This window comes from Pseudomonas palleroniana (assembly GCF_022836895.1).
Taxonomy (GTDB): Bacteria; Pseudomonadota; Gammaproteobacteria; order Pseudomonadales; family Pseudomonadaceae; genus Aquipseudomonas; species Aquipseudomonas palleroniana.
Map to the genome: position 1 here is coordinate 3531306 of NZ_CP092411.1, position 17426 is coordinate 3548731.

At 58.7% G+C, this 17426-nt stretch carries 16 protein-coding genes; 9 read left to right on the forward strand and 7 right to left on the reverse strand.

All coding sequences use genetic code 11. The annotated features are described in order from the left end of the window. Positions 1 to 256 precede the first annotated feature (256 nt). Together galU and gorA are read left to right on the forward strand one after the other, a co-directional pair. A complete protein-coding gene (gene galU, locus MJP36_RS16120) occupies positions 257 to 1096 on the forward strand; it encodes a UTP--glucose-1-phosphate uridylyltransferase GalU (protein ID WP_060752970.1) in 840 nt (279 codons plus the stop codon). Between the two features lie 105 nt (positions 1097 to 1201). After that, positions 1202 to 2560: a glutathione-disulfide reductase gene (gene gorA / locus MJP36_RS16125; RefSeq protein ID WP_244383436.1), complete on the forward strand. Its 1359-nt coding sequence runs from the start codon at positions 1202 to 1204 to the stop codon at positions 2558 to 2560. On the opposite strand, the gene MJP36_RS16130 is transcribed toward gorA, so the two are convergent. Continuing rightward, positions 2561 to 3568 carry a DNA-binding protein gene (locus MJP36_RS16130; protein ID WP_244383437.1) on the reverse strand — a complete coding sequence of 336 codons (1008 nt, stop codon included), beginning with the start codon at positions 3566 to 3568 and terminating at the stop codon, positions 2561 to 2563. 181 nt (positions 3569 to 3749) lie between these two features. Between MJP36_RS16130 and MJP36_RS16135 the strand changes: the two genes are divergently transcribed. The 3 genes from MJP36_RS16135 to ahpF all read left to right on the forward strand — a co-directional run bounded on the left by MJP36_RS16135 (position 3750) and on the right by ahpF (position 7076). Beyond that, a complete protein-coding gene (locus MJP36_RS16135; RefSeq protein ID WP_244383438.1) occupies positions 3750 to 4682 on the forward strand; it encodes a site-specific integrase in 933 nt (310 codons plus the stop codon). Between the two features lie 133 nt (positions 4683 to 4815). Further along, complete coding sequence (ahpC, locus tag MJP36_RS16140) at positions 4816 to 5379, forward strand: alkyl hydroperoxide reductase subunit C (RefSeq protein ID WP_003191303.1); 564 nt, start codon at positions 4816 to 4818, stop codon at positions 5377 to 5379. A 131-nt stretch (positions 5380 to 5510) separates the two neighbouring features. Then, positions 5511 to 7076 (forward strand): alkyl hydroperoxide reductase subunit F, encoded by a 1566-nt coding sequence (gene ahpF / locus MJP36_RS16145; protein WP_060752974.1) that lies wholly within the window; start codon positions 5511 to 5513, stop codon positions 7074 to 7076. A gap of 61 nt (positions 7077 to 7137) precedes the next feature. Here the strand turns inward: ahpF and gloA are convergent, their stop codons facing one another. Next, positions 7138 to 7659: a lactoylglutathione lyase gene (gene gloA / locus MJP36_RS16150; protein WP_161548012.1), complete on the reverse strand. Its 522-nt coding sequence runs from the start codon at positions 7657 to 7659 to the stop codon at positions 7138 to 7140. Between the two features lie 209 nt (positions 7660 to 7868). On the opposite strand from gloA, the gene MJP36_RS16155 reads away from it, so the two are divergent. Next, positions 7869 to 8405 carry a DUF4946 domain-containing protein gene (locus MJP36_RS16155; RefSeq protein ID WP_198761381.1) on the forward strand — a complete coding sequence of 179 codons (537 nt, stop codon included), beginning with the start codon at positions 7869 to 7871 and terminating at the stop codon, positions 8403 to 8405. 111 nt (positions 8406 to 8516) lie between these two features. Here the strand turns inward: MJP36_RS16155 and MJP36_RS16160 are convergent, their stop codons facing one another. The 3 genes from MJP36_RS16160 to MJP36_RS16170 all read right to left on the reverse strand — a co-directional run bounded on the left by MJP36_RS16160 (position 8517) and on the right by MJP36_RS16170 (position 11581). Next, entirely contained in the window at positions 8517 to 8882 is a 366-nt protein-coding gene (locus tag MJP36_RS16160) for a histone-like nucleoid-structuring protein, MvaT/MvaU family (RefSeq protein ID WP_104993851.1), read from the reverse strand. Between the two features lie 194 nt (positions 8883 to 9076). Then, positions 9077 to 10618 carry an EAL domain-containing protein gene (locus MJP36_RS16165; protein WP_244383439.1) on the reverse strand — a complete coding sequence of 514 codons (1542 nt, stop codon included), beginning with the start codon at positions 10616 to 10618 and terminating at the stop codon, positions 9077 to 9079. Between the two features lie 96 nt (positions 10619 to 10714). Beyond that, entirely contained in the window at positions 10715 to 11581 is an 867-nt protein-coding gene (locus MJP36_RS16170) for a LysR family transcriptional regulator (RefSeq protein WP_244383440.1), read from the reverse strand. 79 nt (positions 11582 to 11660) lie between these two features. Here MJP36_RS16170 and MJP36_RS16175 point away from each other — a divergent pair, with 79 nt between their 5' ends. From MJP36_RS16175 to MJP36_RS16185, 3 genes are all read left to right on the forward strand, one after another. After that, positions 11661 to 12557 (forward strand): DMT family transporter, encoded by an 897-nt coding sequence (locus tag MJP36_RS16175; RefSeq protein ID WP_244383441.1) that lies wholly within the window; start codon positions 11661 to 11663, stop codon positions 12555 to 12557. A gap of 255 nt (positions 12558 to 12812) precedes the next feature. Then, the gene (gene hppD, locus MJP36_RS16180) at positions 12813 to 13889 is read left to right on the forward strand and encodes a 4-hydroxyphenylpyruvate dioxygenase (protein ID WP_060752980.1); all 1077 of its coding nucleotides are present in this window, start codon (positions 12813 to 12815) and stop codon (positions 13887 to 13889) included. Between the two features lie 197 nt (positions 13890 to 14086). Beyond that, positions 14087 to 15286: a dermonecrotic toxin domain-containing protein gene (locus tag MJP36_RS16185; protein WP_244383442.1), complete on the forward strand. Its 1200-nt coding sequence runs from the start codon at positions 14087 to 14089 to the stop codon at positions 15284 to 15286. Between the two features lie 29 nt (positions 15287 to 15315). Here the strand turns inward: MJP36_RS16185 and rarD are convergent, their stop codons facing one another. Together rarD and MJP36_RS16195 are read right to left on the reverse strand one after the other, a co-directional pair. Beyond that, entirely contained in the window at positions 15316 to 16197 is an 882-nt protein-coding gene (gene rarD / locus MJP36_RS16190; RefSeq protein WP_205343891.1) for an EamA family transporter RarD, read from the reverse strand. 161 nt (positions 16198 to 16358) lie between these two features. Further along, entirely contained in the window at positions 16359 to 17369 is a 1011-nt protein-coding gene (locus MJP36_RS16195) for an aldo/keto reductase (protein ID WP_244383443.1), read from the reverse strand. Between the last annotated feature and the right edge of the window lie 57 nt (positions 17370 to 17426).

A 17426-nucleotide genomic window follows, 5' to 3' on the forward strand; every position in this document is an offset into this window, starting at 1 on the left:
GCCGTCCAGCGCAAGTTGTTGCAGGTCAGTGCCCAGTGTCGAAAAGCGTGCTAAAAAGGTTGCAGCGCCTCGAAAAGTGGGCGCGTTGGCTGTTTTAGTGTGCTGTTGGTGAGGCTCTTCGTAGGATTAGCGGAACTTACGTCGACATTTTTTCTCTTAGATGACATCGCAACGCCAGCAGGACCCATTGTAAGGTGGCTGCGGCCTGATTAGACTGCGCCGAATTCCGTACGCATAGCCCTTTGTAAGGACTCATATGATCAAGAAATGCTTGTTCCCAGCAGCCGGTTACGGCACTCGCTTCCTGCCAGCGACCAAAGCCATGCCCAAAGAGATGCTGCCGGTGGTGAACAAGCCACTGATTCAGTACGGCGTGGAAGAAGCACTGGATGCCGGCCTGAACGAAATCTCCATCGTGACCGGCCGTGGCAAGCGCGCGCTGGAAGACCACTTCGACATCAGCTACGAGCTGGAAAACCAGATCAAGGGCACCGACAAGGAAAAATACCTGGTTGGTATCCGTAAACTGCTCGACGAGTGCTCGTTCTCCTACACCCGTCAGACCCAGATGAAAGGCTTGGGTCACGCCATCCTGACCGGTCGCCCACTGATTGGTGACGAACCTTTCGCCGTGGTATTGGCGGATGACCTGTGTGTGAACCTGGAAGGCGACGGCGTACTGACCCAGATGGTCAAGCTTTACCAGAAGTACCGTTGCACCATCGTTGCGGTCATGGAAGTGGATCCGGATCAAACCAACAAGTACGGCGTCATCGCCGGCGACGACATCGGTGATGGCCTGATCCGCGTACGTGACATGGTTGAAAAACCAGCACCGGAAGATGCTCCGTCGAACCTGGCGATTATTGGTCGTTATATCCTGACTCCGGATATCTTCAAGCTGATCGAAGAAACCGAGCCGGGCAAGGGTGGTGAGATCCAGATCACCGACGCCCTGTTGAAGCAAGCCAAAGACGGTTGCGTCATCGCCTACAAATTCAAAGGCCAGCGTTTTGACTGCGGTGGTGCCGAGGGTTATATCGAAGCAACCAACTTCTGCTACGAGCACTTCTACAAAACCGGCAAGGCTTACTGATTCACGCAAGCCCGCCCGTTTAAAGAGAAAGCCACCTTCGGGTGGCTTTTTCGTTTTTCAGCCCCATGTAAGTCGGTATGCTGATGTCCTGCCGAGGAGAGTGAAATGGCCTACGATTTTGACCTGTATGTAATTGGCGCCGGTTCCGGTGGCGTCCGCGCAGCACGTTTTGCTGCGGGTTTTGGCGCCAAGGTGGCCGTCGCGGAAAGTCGCTACCTGGGCGGTACCTGCGTGAATGTCGGCTGTGTGCCGAAAAAGCTGCTGGTATACGGCGCGCATTTCGCCGAAGACTTTGAGCAGGCCAGTGGTTTCGGCTGGTCGCTGGGTGAAGCGAATTTTGACTGGGCGACCTTGATCGCCAACAAGGATCGTGAGATCAACCGCCTCAATGGCATCTATCGCAACCTGCTGGTCAACAGCGGCGTGACCTTGCATGAAGGGCATGCGCGCCTGGTGGACCCGCATCAGGTTGAGATCAATGGTGAGCGTTTCACCGCCAAACATATTCTGATCGCCACGGGCGGCTGGCCGCAGATTCCGGATATTCCCGGACGCGAGCACGCCATCGGCTCCAATGAAGCCTTTTTCCTCAAGGAGCTGCCCAAGCGCGTGCTGGTGGTAGGCGGGGGCTATATCGCCGTTGAATTCGCGGGCATTTTCCATGGCCTGGGCGCGCAGACCACGCTGCTTTATCGCGGCGACCTGTTCTTGCGTGGGTTTGATGGCGCGGTGCGCAAGCACCTGCAGGAAGAACTGACCAAGCGCGGCCTGGACCTGCAATTCAATGCCGATATCGAGCGCATCGACAAGCAAGCCGATGGCAGCCTCAAGGCCACGCTGAAAGATGGTCGCGTGTTGGAAGCCGATTGCGTGTTCTACGCCACCGGCCGCCGGCCGATGCTGGACAACCTGGGGTTGGAAAATACCGGCGTCCGCTTGGATGAGCGGGGTTTCGTCGAGGTGGACGAGCTGTACCAGACCGCCGAGCCTTCGATCCTGGCAATCGGCGATGTGATTGGTCGCGTGCAATTGACTCCGGTTGCCTTGGCCGAAGGCATGGCAGTGGCACGTCGACTGTTCAAGCCGGAGCAGTACCGTGCGGTGGATTACGCGATGATCCCGACCGCGGTGTTCAGCCTGCCGAATATCGGCACCGTCGGCCTGACCGAAGAAGAGGCGAAGAAGAACGGCCACAAGGTGCAGGTCTTCGAAAGCCGCTTCCGGCCAATGAAATTGACGCTGACCGATTGCCAGGAGAAAACCCTGATGAAGCTGGTCGTCGACGCCGATACCGACAAAGTCCTGGGCTGCCACATGGTGGGGCCGGACGCCGGCGAGATCGTCCAGGGCCTGGCGATTGCGCTCAAGGCGGGCGCGACCAAACGGCATTTCGACGAGACCATCGGCGTGCACCCCACGGCGGCGGAAGAGTTCGTCACCATGCGCACGCCTGTGGCGGATTGATCAGGCGTCGGGCGTTGCTTCGGGTGCCGCCGCAAGGGTGGCCGCCAACTGCAACGCCTCAATGCTGGCCTGGGCCTTGAGCAGGTCCAGTTCCAGGTTTTTTTGCGCGTGCTGACATTCACTGAGCGCCTGCTGGCGTGACTGGCTTTCCAGCAACGCAACCCGCAAGCGTTCTTGCAGCAGGGTGCGTTCGCTTTCGATCAGGCTGAGCTGTTCGCTCAGCTTGAGTTGCTGGGCCTGCTCCTGGCGGTTTTGCTCCTGCTGGGCGGCCAGCTCCTTCATCGTGACCCTGTGCTCGATCAGTAGCCGTTCATTGTCGCGATGCAGTTGAGTGATTTCATCCTGGCGCACCAGGGCGCTTTGCTGGGCCTGACGCAGTTCTGCCTGGAGTTGTTGCAGTTGGCCTTCATGGCGCCGCTGTTCCTGCTCACGCTGTTCCTTGACCGCGTTGCGGTAGTGCTCAAGGGCATCCCGGGCATGCAGGTGCTTATCTTCCAATGAGCGAATCTGCTCGTCCTTGTCGTTGAGCCTCAACTCGTAGTCGCTGCACGCCTGGCTGAGGCCCGCATTGCGGGTTTGTTCGGTCTGCAGGCTGGTGCTGGCGGTTTGCAGGGCGGCGCTTTCTTCGGCCAGGGCGGCACCCTGGATATCGAATTGTTGTTGAAGCTGGCTGTGCGCTTGCTCAAGGGTTTCCAGTTGGGTGAGCAGGGCGGCTTTGTGCTGTTCGAATTGCGCCTGGGCCAGGTCGATGGGCTCCTGGGCTTTCTCTTTAAGGCGTTGCGCCAGGCGTGCGACCAGTTCGCTCAGTTCATCATCCAGAGGGGCTTGGGTAATGGTCAGGCGGTTTTCGCTTTCATCCAGCTCTTTCAGATAGCGATGAATCGTGGTTTTCGAGCCGGTATTGCCCATCTCGATACGTACCGCATCAATGCTGGGGTTTTCGCCGCGGGCCAGGATGGCCAGGCGTGCCGTCTGCACAACTGCTTTGTTTATGCCGCCGCGAGCCATAGGGTCTCCGTCGATTTGATAATGTGGTACATGGTATGTATTTACGTACTATATCACGAACAAAACGTTGTTTAAATTCACGATTCAACAGATGGGATATTGGCGTATTATCCCGTGTGAACGCCGTTTTTATCCCTGAAACGCGCCGCAGCAGTACAAGCAGCCGTCAAATAGGCAACTCATGAGCGATCTGGACCGTTATCTCAACGCCGCCACCCGCGATAACACGCGGCGCAGTTATCGTGCCGCCATCGAGCACTTCGAAGTCAGCTGGGGCGGGTTCCTGCCGGCGACCAGCGACAGCGTCGCCCGTTACCTGGTGGCCCATGCCGGAGTGCTGGCGGTCAACACCTTGAAGCTACGTCTCTCGGCGTTGGCGCGGTGGCATACCAGCCAGGGTTTTGCCGACCCCACCAAGGCGCCGGTCGTGCGCAAGGTGCTCAAAGGTATTCGCGCCGTGCATCCCGCGCGGGAAAAACAGGCCGAACCGTTGCAGCTCAAGCAGCTTGAGCAGGTGATTGCCGCCCTTGAGGCCGAGGCGAAGCGGGCGAGCGAGGCTCAGGACCTGCCACGTTTACTGCGCGCCAAGCGCGACACGGCGCTGATCCTGCTCGGGTTCTGGCGCGGGTTTCGCAGCGATGAATTGTGTCGCCTGCAAATCCAGTACGTGCACGCGGTGCCGGGAGCGGGCATCAGCCTGTATCTGCCGCGCAGCAAGAGCGACCGGGAAAACCTTGGCAAGACCTACCAGACGCCGGCGTTGCTACGCCTGTGCCCGGTGCAGGCCTACAGTGAATGGCTGAGCGCCTCGGCCTTGGTGGCCGGCCCGGTGTTTCGGGGCATAGACCGCTGGGGCAACCTGGGTGAGGAGGGGTTGCACCCTAACAGTGTCATCCCGCTACTGCGCCAGGCCCTGGAACGTGCAGGCATTGCTGCTGACGCCTATACCAGTCACTCCCTGCGCCGGGGTTTCGCGACCTGGGCGCATCGCAGCGGTTGGGACTTGAAGTCATTGATGAGTTACGTCGGCTGGAGCGACATGAAATCGGCCATGCGCTATGTTGAGTCGACGCCCTTTCTCGGCATGACCTTGGCGACGTCAGCGTTGCTTTGAGATTTCTTCTATTGATATGGCCGCCTGATAGGCAAAAGCAATCGTCAGCATGAGGTTTGCCAATGAGCCATCGAACGAGAGAGTGGGTAGGATTCACTTCATCAACTTCTTAACCCCTGACGGAGAGTCACCGATGCCTATCATCAACAGCCAAGTAAAACCGTTCAAAGCCACCGCATTCAAAAACGGCAGCTTCGTAGATGTGACCGACGCTGACCTGAAAGGCAAATGGTCGGTAGTGTTCTTCTACCCAGCCGACTTCACCTTCGTTTGCCCAACCGAACTGGAAGACCTGGCCGACAACTACGCTGAATTCCAGAAACTGGGCGTTGAAATCTACAGCGTTTCCACCGACACCCACTTTGCTCACGCTGCCTGGCACAACACTTCGCCAGCCATCGGCAAAATCCAGTACACCATGATCGGCGACCCAACCCTGACCATCTCGCGCAACTTCGATGTACTGATCGAAGAAGCCGGCCTGGCGGACCGCGGTACTTTCGTGATCAACCCGGAAGGTCAGATCAAGATCGTTGAACTGAACGACGGCGGTGTTGGCCGTGACGCTTCCGAGCTGCTGCGCAAAATCAAAGCTGCACAGTACGTTGCTGCCCACCCAGGCGAAGTGTGCCCAGCCAAGTGGAAAGAAGGCGAGGCCACCCTGGCTCCGTCCCTGGACCTGGTCGGCAAGATCTAAGTCTGTGAAGTATCAAGGGCGGGTTTCCGCACCGACTCAGTAAGCTGCAACCGCCCCTCAAAACGCCCGGGCGAGATTCGCTCGGGCGTTTTTTTGTCTGCAATAAACCGAATTAATAGGAAATCGCCCGTATGTTGGACGCCAATCTTAAAGCTCAGTTGAAGTCATACCTGGAACGGGTCACCCAGCCGATCGAGATCGTCGCCTCCCTCGACGACGGCGCGAAATCCCAGGAAATGCTTGCTCTTTTGCAGGACGTAACCAGCCTCACGACGCTGATTACCCTGAAAACCGATGGCAATGATGCGCGCAAGCCGTCGTTCTCCATCAACCGCCCGGGTGCCGACATCAGCCTGCGTTTCGCCGGTATCCCGATGGGCCATGAATTCACTTCGTTGGTGCTGGCCCTGCTGCAAGTCGGTGGCCACCCGTCGAAGGCCAGTGTCGAAGTGATTGAACAGATCCGCGCCCTCAAAGGCGAGTTCAGCTTCGAGACTTACTTCTCGCTGTCCTGCCAGAACTGCCCGGACGTGGTCCAGGCGCTGAACCTGATGGCCGTGCTCAACCCGAACATCCGTCACGTCGCTATTGACGGTGCGCTGTTCCAGGCTGAGGTCGATGAACGCCAGATCATGGCGGTGCCCAGTGTCTACCTCAATGGGGTGAATTTTGGCCAAGGGCGTATGGGCCTGGAAGAGATCCTGGCCAAGCTCGACACCAGCGGCGCCGAAAAAGCCGCCGAGAAAATCAGCGCCAAAGACGCGTTTGATGTGCTGGTCGTCGGTGGTGGCCCAGCCGGTTCATCCGCCGCCATCTACGCTGCCCGTAAAGGCATCCGTACGGGTGTGGCCGCTGAACGTTTCGGCGGGCAGGTACTGGATACCATGTCCATCGAGAACTTCATCTCAGTGCAGGAAACCGAAGGGCCGAAACTGGCAAGCGCCCTGGAAGCCCACGTGCGTCAGTACGACGTGGACATCATGAACCTGCAGCGCGCCAGCAGCTTGATCCCGGCGAAAACTGCCGGTGACCTGCACGAAATCCGTTTTGAAAGCGGTGCGGTCCTCAAGTCCAAGACCGTGATTCTGGCCACCGGTGCCCGCTGGCGTGAAATGGGCGTACCAGGCGAGCAGGAATACAAGGCTAAAGGCGTGTGTTTCTGCCCGCACTGCGATGGCCCGTTGTTCAAAGGCAAGCGCGTGGCGGTGATCGGCGGCGGTAACTCCGGCGTTGAAGCGGCCATCGACCTGGCCGGCATCGTCAGCCATGTCACCTTGCTTGAGTTCGACAGCAAGCTGCGCGCCGACGCCGTATTGCAACGCAAGCTTTACAGCCTGCCGAACGTTGACGTGATCACCAGCGCGCTGACCAGCGAAGTCAAGGGTGATGGCCAGAAAGTGACCGGCCTTGCGTACAAGGATCGCGACAGCGGTGAGTTCAAGACCATCGACCTGGAAGGTATCTTTGTGCAGATCGGCTTGCTGCCGAACACCGACTGGCTCAAAGGCACCGTGGAACTGACACCGCGTGGCGAGATCATCGTCGATGCCCGTGGCGAAACCTCACTGCCGGGCGTGTTCGCCGCCGGCGACGTGACCACTGTGCCGTACAAGCAGATCGTGATTGCGGTCGGCGAGGGCGCCAAGGCTTCACTGAGCGCGTTCGATCACCTGATCCGTACCTCCGCTCCGGCCTGAACCCTGGCGCATTAACGAAAAACCCCATGATTGCTCATGGGGTTTTTTATGCGTGAAAGCTTTACAGCGGCGCGGGTTGGATGATCTCGACCCAGTAGGCATCCGGGTCCTTGATGAAGGCCAGGCTCTTCATGCGGCCGTCGCTCAGGCGCTTCTGGAAATCACAGCCCAAGGCTTCGAAGCGTTCGCAGGCGGCGACGATATCCGGCACCGAGATGCAGATATGGCCAAAGCCACGTGGGTCGGTGTTGCCGTTGTGGTACGCAAAATCGGCGTCGTTTTCGGTGCCGTGGTTATGGGTCAGTTCCAGGATGCCGGGAATAGACTTCATCCACTGGGTGCGCTCAGCGGCGTCTGCCGGGATCTGGGCCTTGTCCACCAGGGCCAGGAAGTACAGGCTGAATTCGGCTTCCGGGAAGTCGCGTTTTTCAACCAGGGAGAAGCCCAGGACGCGGGTGTAGAAATCCAGCGATTTGGTGATGTCTTTGACCCGCAGCATCGTGTGGTTGAACACGAAGTTGGACGTGGCGGTGTCAGGTTGGGCGGTGACGCCTGGGAAAGTGTTCAGATCGTGCAGGCTCATGGGCCCTCCAGAAAAAAATGGGGCAAACTCGACACCCGTTTGAGGTCAGCGGGGCCGAGCGGTTCCTTGGCTTGCGGCAAGCATCCCTGCAGCTGCGTCATGATACGCAAGCCATGCTTGGTGCGCCAAATGAAAAAGCCCGCGCGGGCCTTGCGACCTGCGGGTCTCAGGCTCAAACTTCAACGCTTGAATTCTGGATGTTCCTTGCAATGATCGCATTTCGTAAACCGCTGTTAGGTGCTGTGGGTTTTCTGTTGGGCAGCCCGTGGGTGCTGGCGGCTGATCCACAGGTTCATTGGCCCAGCGGCTGGCAGATCGAGGAGGTCGCACCCGATAGCGACGCGCCTGTCACTCCCCAGGCCGTGACCCGGCAGCGGGCGATCAAGAATGATGAAAATGGCTCGACCTTGATGGTGATGGAGTTGACCGCTACGCCGATAGAGGCGGGCCATAAAGTTAATCTTCAAGGTGTGCTGCTGGAGATGCGTAAATCCATCCAGAAAGATTTTGCCCAGGGCGGCTATCAAAGCGTGTGCAGCAAAATGCACCCTACAACACTGAGTCGCCTGGACGCACTGGAGACTACTTGCGTGATTACCGAGAATGGACGGCACGTACTGTCGCAAACCTTAGTCGGCGCTGTTGATACCGATAAGGCGTATGTTTTTTCATTCGCCGGCCAGGCTCAGGTGTACGAGGCAAGCAAGGATGAAGTCAATTCAGTACGCGGTAGCCTGAAACTTTAAGCGCGCTGCACGCGCGACTTTGAACACAGTGAAACCTTTGTTAAGTTCGCTTTCGAACGATTAAGCAAAAAAAGCCCCGCATAAGCGGGGCTCTTTGTTAGTGCGCTTTGATCAGCCGCGCAGCCAGGAATCTACAGTGGCGGCGCCGTACTGTTCTTTCCAGGCTTTAAGGCCGCGGTGGTTGCCGCCTTTGGTTTCGATCAGCTCGCCGGTGTGCGGGTTGTGGTAGACCTTGACCACGCGTGCGCGGCGCTGTTTTGGTGCGGCCGCAGTAGTTGCAGTGCCTTTGCCAAAGTTCGGATCAAGGATGGCAATGATATCGCGCAGGCCTTTGCCGTAAGTCTTCATCAGCCCTTGTAGCTTTTCTTCGAATTCGATTTCTTTCTTCAGGCCAGCATCGTTCTTCAGGGATTCCAGCTGGGCGAGCTGCTCTTGAAGGGCTTTTTCTGCTGCGCGAAATTCGGCGAGTCTGGACAAAATCTGTACTCCAATAGTGTATTTGGCTGATATCGACTGAAGATAACGCTATAAGCCAAGAGTGTTGGCGACTCAAGAAACAAGCCTTCCTGCGAGTTCAACACAGGCAGGAAAAATTGTAGTAGTTAATGCATCACGAGTAAATCATGTCTTTTGCCTAAATAACATTCTTTCATTCCGGATTAGATGGCTAATCAATGGCTGCGCATGGATTTAATGAACTCTTCACCCGGTAGTGGTCTGCCGAACAGATAGCCTTGCAGAAAATCCACACCTTGTGCCGTCAGGTACTCACATTGCTCGGTCGTCTCCACCCCTTCGGCCACAATGCCCAGGTCGAGCTTGCCGGACAGTTCGATGATGCTGTCCAGAATGTGCCGTGAAAGTGCATCCTGGCCAATCATCGCGACGAAACTCTGGTCTATCTTCAAGTAGTCGACATTGAAGTTGCGCAAATAACCCAGGCTGGAATGGCCAGTGCCGAAGTCATCAATGGCAATCATCACCCCCAGTTCATGCAACGCCTCGAACAAGCGGCGTGTGATATCGGTAGGCTGGATCAACTCACGCTCGGTCAATTCCAGCACGAGTATGACCTGGCCTGGTGGGAACGCGGCGAGGAACGTGCGGCAGTCCTCCACCAATGCCAGGTCCTCACAATGACGGGCCGTGATATTCACCCCAATATGAAAGCCTGGCGCGAAGCGAGCGGCATGCGGCGCCAGTTGCGCAGCGACCTGGCGCATCAGCGCGCGGGTCATCGGCACAATCAGGCCGGAATGCTCGGCCAACGGAATAAACAAGTCGGGCCGCACCAGCCCCTCTTTAGGATGCTGCCAACGCATCAGCACTTCGCAGCCGGCCCACTCCCGGGTATCGCCACGCACGACGGGCTGGTAATAGGCTATGAACTCATGGGCGCCCAGCGCGCGTTGCAGCTCTTGGGTGGGAGCCGATGAGCGCTTTTGCAACCAGTGCGCAAGGACGCCGGCCAGCACACCGAAAAACACCACCAGGCTGAACACCGCCGGGTAACGTTCCTGCATGTAGCGCAGGATTTCGCCGTCAGGCATGCCGGCTTCCACGCTGTAGAGATAACGCTGGGAAACAAGATGTTGATGGGCCACGGCAAAGGTCGGAGGTGGCGTGGTGTGAACGCTGCCATCGGCTGCCAGCCAGTGAGGGCCGACCTGCAGAATCAGCCCCGCGTAACGACTGATCAGGCGCAAGGCATTGGTCAGGTGGTAGCCGTCGATGGAGGCAAAGGCCCCTTTGTCGCCGTCTGTAAGGCGGTACACCAGCAGGGCGGTGTCCGGTGTGACCGGGTTGCCATTCATCAACCAAAGCCGTCCTGCAACGTAATCCTCGGGGTTGACCGGTGACTCGTAATTGCTCCCAAACAACGAGCTGCAATAAATATTGCGCTGGAAAGACAAGGTGGTCGCCCGTACGAACGGCCGGCGGGTGACTTGTTCACGCAGTGCCAATTGCACCGCGTTATCACAGGGCTGGCCGGCCAAGGGCAGCAAGGCCCGCGCGGCCAGGTCGGTGTTATCGAGCATCAGGTCGAATTGGCGCACGGCCTCCTGGGCGGTCCGTTCGGTGCTTTTCTGCAGGGTGCGTTCGGCCTGCCAATGCAGAATCGGCACCCCCAGTAAAATGGGGAGCAATGCGCTGAGGCCACTGATCAGGTAGCGAGTGGTTGGGCTTCGTGGACCTTTGGCGGTCAGGGGCATAGAGGATGGCCGGTAACAGAGTGAAAAGGCATGCATTGCCGAGGATAGATGGCAACTCAGAGGGATGCTTGCAGGGCCTGAATAAAATCTGCAGCGCTATAACACCTTGCGCGCCCATTCGATAAACGCCAGCGTCGCCGGGGATGACTCGCGCCGGTCCAGTACCGCCAGGCCGATTTCGCGCGGGACGCGGGGCAGGAGAGGGCGCGTCACGTAGCGGCTGTCGGTTGCCGGGGGCAAAGACGCCTCGGCGACGACGGTCACGCCGTCTCCACGACCCACGGTATCCAGCGTGCTGATCAACTGCGAGCAGTGAAAGCGCACATTCGGGCTCAGCCTTGCGCTGCTGAACAGGTGTGAAACCAGTTCGGACGAGCCGGCTTCGGTGAGGATAAAGGGCTCGCTGCACAGTTGTTCCAGGCTGACGGCCTGGGCCTGGGCCAGGGGATGTCCGGCAGGCAGCAATGCCACCATCTGATCCTGCATCAGTGGGACGGTATCAAAGCGCTCCAGGGGCAGCACCACGAACCCGACATCGATACGCCGATTGTCCAGCCACTGGATCACTTGTCGATCCGGGCCTTCGTGGATATGCACCTCGATCCCCGGATGAGCGGCGCGATAACCCTGCAGGATCTTGGGCAGCAATTGCATCGATGAGGTAGGCCCGAATGAGCCGATCCGCAGGGTGCCGGTGCGCATGCCCCGGGCATCGGCGGCCTCCTGACGCAGGGTGTTGGCCAGCCCCAGCATCGCCCTTGCTCGCGCCAGCAGTTGCCGGCCGATGTCGCTGAGCTCCACTTGGGCCTGATGACGATGCAACAGCTCGACGCCCAGTTCCTGCTCCAGGGACCGAATCGCATGGGACACGGCCGACTGGCTGATCCCGAGACGATGGGCTGCGCTGGTGAAGCCCTGGAGCTCGGCGACCAGAGAGAATATCTCAAGCTGGGTAAGGGTCATGAACGTTTACTCATTTTACGATGACGGATCATTAGCCGAAGAATACGCGCATCCCAGCCCTTGAGGAGCTTGAACGCGTATGAATGATCATCTGACCTACCTGAAACTGGTCGCCGTGACTGTCATTTGGGGCGGCACTTTTGTCGCAGGACGCTACCTGGCGCCTGACGTCGACCCTTTACTGGCCGCAAGTGTGCGTTTTCTGTTGGCGAGCCTGGCGTTGCTGGCGTTTTTGGCCGTGGCGCGGGTTCCCCTGGCACGCCCCAGCCGCTGGCAATTGCTACAGCTGGCGGTGTTGGGCTTTTTCGGCATCTATTTCTATAACCTCTGCTTTTTCTATGGCTTGCATTACACCAATGCTTCGCGTGCCTCATTGATCGTCGCCTTGAATCCGGCCGTGATTGGCCTGGCGGCCTGGCTGTTGTTCAAGGAACGCGGGAGTGCTGCGGGCATTCTGCTGTGCCTGGGCGGTGCGGGGCTGGTGATCGTCAGCCGCAACCCGAACTTGCTGCAGGGCGCGGCCCACGCCTGGCTGGGGGATGGGTTGATCTTTGGCTGCGTGGTGGGGTGGGGCGTCTATTCGTTGTTCTCGCGCAGCCTCAACCAGAGCCTGGGCCCCTTGCAGACCGTCACTTGGTCAATCCTGCTGGGCACCTTGATGCTGACGGTGACGAGTGCGCTGATGGGTGCTTTCACGCTGCAGCGGCTGGCGGCGATCCAGCCTGTTCAATGGCTTAGCCTGGTTTACCTCGGTGTGTTGGGCTCGGCCTTGGCCTATATCGGCTATTACGACGGTATTCGTCGGATTGGCGCGACGCGGTCCGGCGCCTTTATCGCGCTTAACCCGCTGACCGCCGTGATCAGCAGTGCGCTGCTGCTCGACGAGCGACTGACGCCTGTGATGTATGTCGGCGCCGTGTTGATTCTGCTGGGCATCTACCGGTGCAATAAACCTCTTGCAACCGCCAAGGCATAGGGATTTGATAAGGAATAGGACAAATCAGGTTACGCTGTGTAGAATCGATTTACGCATACAAGAATATGGACTTGCGCTCACGCAGGCCTCGGCTGTCAGAGACTGATGTAACCATGAAGCTACTCGGCTCCCCCCTCATTTTCGGTGACTTCCTCGCCCGCAGCGTGCGAGGACTCTCCTGCGCGCCACCGTTGCACCTCATCCTTGCCGGCAATTGAAATCCGCTTAACCACAAGAATGATGAGGCGCCAAATCATGGCAGATCTATACGAAAACCCGATGGGCCTGATGGGCTTTGAATTTATCGAATTCGCGTCGCCGACCCCTGGCACCCTGGAGCCGATCTTCGAGATCATGGGCTTCAGCAAAGTCGCGACCCACCGCTCCAAGAACGTCCATCTGTACCGTCAGGGCGAAATCAACCTGATCCTCAACAACGAACCTGAAAGCCTTGCATCGTATTTCGCGGCCGAACACGGCCCGTCGGTCTGCGGCATGGCGTTTCGCGTCAAGGACTCGCAAAAAGCCTACAACCGCGCACTGGAGCTGGGCGCCCAGCCGATCCATATCGAAACCGGCCCGATGGAGCTGAACCTGCCTGCCATCAAGGGCATCGGCGGTGCACCGTTGTACCTGATCGACCGTTTCGGCGAAGGCAGCTCGATCTATGACATCGACTTCGTGTACCTCGAAGGCGTGGACCGCAACCCCCAGGGCGCGGGCTTGAAAGTCATCGACCACCTGACCCACAACGTCTATCGCGGGCGCATGGTCTACTGGGCCAACTTCTACGAGAAACTGTTCAATTTCCGTGAAGCGCGCTACTTCGATATCAAGGGCGAATACACCGGCCTGACGTCCAAGGCCATGAGCGCTCCGGACGGCATGATCCGCATCCCGCTGAACGAGGAGTCATCCAAGGGCGCGGGCCAGATCGAAGAGTTCCTGATGCAGTTCAACGGCGAAGGCATCCAGCACGTGGCGTTCCTGACCGACGACCTGGTCAAGACCTGGGACGCACTGAAGAAGATCGGCATGCGCTTCATGACCGCGCCACCGGACACCTACTACGAAATGCTCGAAGGCCGCCTGCCGAACCACGGCGAGCCGGTGGATCAGTTGCAAGCACGCGGCATCCTGCTCGATGGTTCGTCGATCGAGGGCGACAAACGCCTGCTGCTGCAGATTTTCTCGGAAACCCTGATGGGCCCGGTGTTCTTCGAATTCATCCAGCGCAAAGGCGATGACGGCTTTGGTGAGGGCAACTTCAAGGCACTGTTCGAATCGATCGAGCGTGACCAGGTGCGCCGGGGCGTGTTGACGGCGGACTGATCGACTCGTTCGCAATACTTGAAAGCCCGGCCGGGAGTCTTCCCTGCCGGGCTTTTTTGTATGCGCTGTATAGGTTGACCATGGCCGGCAGGACAACGGAACCGGTTGGGCGAGACCCTCCACAAAGAGGACAGTGACGCAGGTAGCCGGTCGCGTCCGATGTAGGGAAATCTTCATCTGATTAAAGAGGTTTTCTGATGAATATTGCATCTTTGCCTGGGCACCCACCGGCGCCCACCGTCACATCCAAACCGCCTGATCCAGCTCCCGCAGCGCAGACGTTGCAGCGCAGTGACCAGGCCCGCCGTCGGTTCATTGATGAAGCCGATGAGGCATTTCGCGATGATGTCCTGAGTGTCGAAGGCAAGAAGCTGGTGGATGCGGTCGTGTATCCAGGCACGCGTGGGGCACCCGGGGTGCAGGTGTCTACGTTCGCGGTCGATGGGGTTCAAGCCAATGACATTCTGATGATCAAGCGCGTGCCTGTCACGGCTGAGGGCCCCAATTTCCTGCTGTACGTACCGGAGGAGGGCCAGTATGCATTCTATGAGTTCAAAGACCGCGAGGAACTGACCGACTGGGTTAAAACGATGGCCCTCGACCCAAAGGAGCTGGATAGTTTTGCGCGGCACTTTTCCAACGATAGGGCGCCCCAGCAGGTCGAACGGGTCAGGCAGAGGCTGGTTGACTTTGCCGATAACGATATCAATGCAGTGGTGGGCAGTTTCGCTCGGGTCAAAGGCGATGTCTTCACGTATCTGAGCGGAACAGGCAGCGTGCCACCGGCTCCCGTCAAGGGTTTGACCGGTACTCGGCTTTACAATCTTGCGCCCGATGGCAGCGCGACTTACATAGGGAAGCGCACCGACGGCAAGGAGGTTATCTATAAGTACGACGCCTATGGAAACCTGCATGGCGCAGCCCGTGACGGTTTCTACTTCGTGAAAAACGCTTTGAACGATGATCAGCCGCTGCAACTGCTTTCATTCGATCAATACCGCCAGACGGTGACGAGCGTTGCGCTCGACAACGTTGGCGCCAACGACTTGAACGGACTCTACGAAGAACTCCTCAAGCAACTCAGAAACCCAGGCCATGGCCTTGGCAAGGCGCTGACAGCATTGGGGGTTCCCGAGGATGTGGCACATTCCCTTGAGACCCAATTGACCAATCCCGGGAGCGGCACATTGGTTGAGTTGAACAGGGATAACCGGATCGGCAAGTTGTTCGGCGTGGACCAGAAAACGATGGACGCGCAACTGGAAAACCTCGGTGAGCAAGCCCAAGGCGAGATCCCGTATTACGGTACTACCCGAACAGTACTGACAGGGTTGGCTGATGGTCTTGAGCAGATCGCGCCGGTGCGCCCTGCAAGCACCACGGTGAGAACCGGCTGAGCCGGCAGCCAGACCGCCTGCGCCCGCTTTCAGGCTCTACGCTGACGCACCAGGTGCTTGAACCCTTCGTACACCAGGACCATCACCGCCAACCAGATCGGAATATAGGTCAACCATTGCCCGTCCTTGATCCCTTCGCCCAGCAGTAACGCTACACCCAGCAGCAATACCGGTTCCACGTAACTGAGCAGCCCGAACAGGCTGAATGCCAACAAACGGCTGGCGATGATGTAGCTCACCAGTGCCGAGGCACTGATCAAGCCCAGGATGGGAATCAACGCATACAGTCTCGGCTGGGCGTCGAGCACCGCGAAACCCTGGTCGCCACTTTGCACGAACCACCAGGCCACCGGCAGCATCAGCGCCATATCCAGCCACAGGCCGCCCAGGTGGTCGGTGGTCAGGTACTTGCGCACCACGAAATACACCGGGTAGCCGATGACCACCACCAGCGTCGCCCAGGAAAACCCGCCAGCCCGATACAACTCGTTCAGCACGCCGATAGCGGCGAACACCACGGCAATCTGTTGCAGGCGCGACAGATGTTCGCCATACACCAGGCGCCCGGTCAGCACCATGCTCAGCGGCAGCAGGAAATACCCCACCGACACGTCCAGGCTGCGCCCATTCAGCGGCGCCCACATGAACAGCCACAACTGCGCGCCCAGCAGTGCCGACGACAGCAGCACACCGACGATCAAGCGTGGTTTGGCCGCCAACATCCGCAGCACGTCCCACACGCGGCGCCATTCGCCGCTGACGATCATGAACACCGTCATGCAGGGCGCGGTCAGCAACATGCGCCAGCCGAAAATCTCCAGGCCACTCAAGGGCGTCAGCAGGGATGTGAAGTAATACATCACGGCAAACAGCACCGAGGCCAAGACCGATAACGCAACACCTTTAGACACGCCGTCCTCGCGAAAACTGTTAGATACAAAGAGCAGGCGATTATGGTGCTTTTGGCGGCAGGCTGTGCGCTGTTTTGGAGCGTTTGATGGAATTTTTTTGCGCACTGCCTGCGGCACGGGCGGGTGGCGGCAAACCCGCGCGCGCCGTCAGGGGTTGATCATCAGGAGCGGGCGATGCGCCCTGAGACGAAATGGCCCACATCATTGAAGCCCGGTGTGGACGAATGCCCAGGCGTCACCAGCGCGTCGATAAACGCCTCATCCTGCGCCGTGATCTTCACGTCCAGCGCTCCCGTGTAGGCATCCCACTGCGCCTCGGTACGCGGTCCGACAATGGCCGAACTCACCGCCGAATGGTTCAGCACCCAGGCAATCGCAAACTCGACTATCCCCACGCCACGGCCTTGGGTGTACTGCTGAATCTGTTGGGCTATGCGCAACGACTCGACGCGCCATTCGGTTTCCAGAATGCGCTTGTCCTGGCGTGCCGCGCGGCTGCCGGCTTCGGGGGTTGCATCAGGCGCGTACTTGCCGCTGAGCACGCCGCGGGCCAGCGGGCTGTAAGGCACCACGCCCAAGCCATAGGCGGCGGCCGCCGTGAGTTGCTCGACCTCGGCCTGACGGTTGACGATGTTATACAGCGGCTGGCTGATGATCGGCTTGTCCACGCCCAGATGCTCGGCGACCCGGATCACCTCGGCAATGCGCCAGCCACGATAATTGGACAGGCCCCAGTAGCGGATCTTGCCCTGGCGGATCAGATCGCCGATGGCTGACACCGTAGCCTCCAAGGGGGTGTCGTGGTCTTCACGGTGCAGGTAATAGATATCCAGGTAATCGGTGTCCAGGCGTGCCAGGCTGGCCTCCAGCGCATTGAACATACGCTTGCGGCTCAACCCGCTGCGGTTGGGCAAACCTTCTGCCGGGCCGATGCCGACTTTCGACGCCACCACCCAATCCTGGCGGTTACGCGCAATGGCCTCACCCACGATCTCTTCGGAGCGCCCTCCGGTATACACGTCAGCCGTGTCGATAAAGTTGATGCCTTGGTCCCAGGCTTTGTCGATGATGCGCAGCGAGTCTTCAGTGCTGGTCTGTTCACCAAACATCATGGTGCCGAGTGTCAGTGCGCTGACCTTCAAGCCGGACTGGCCCAGTGTGCGGTAAATCATGGAAAGCTCCTCGTGGCGTTGAAACGTAGCGCCTGCAATACCAGATCGGGCCGCTCT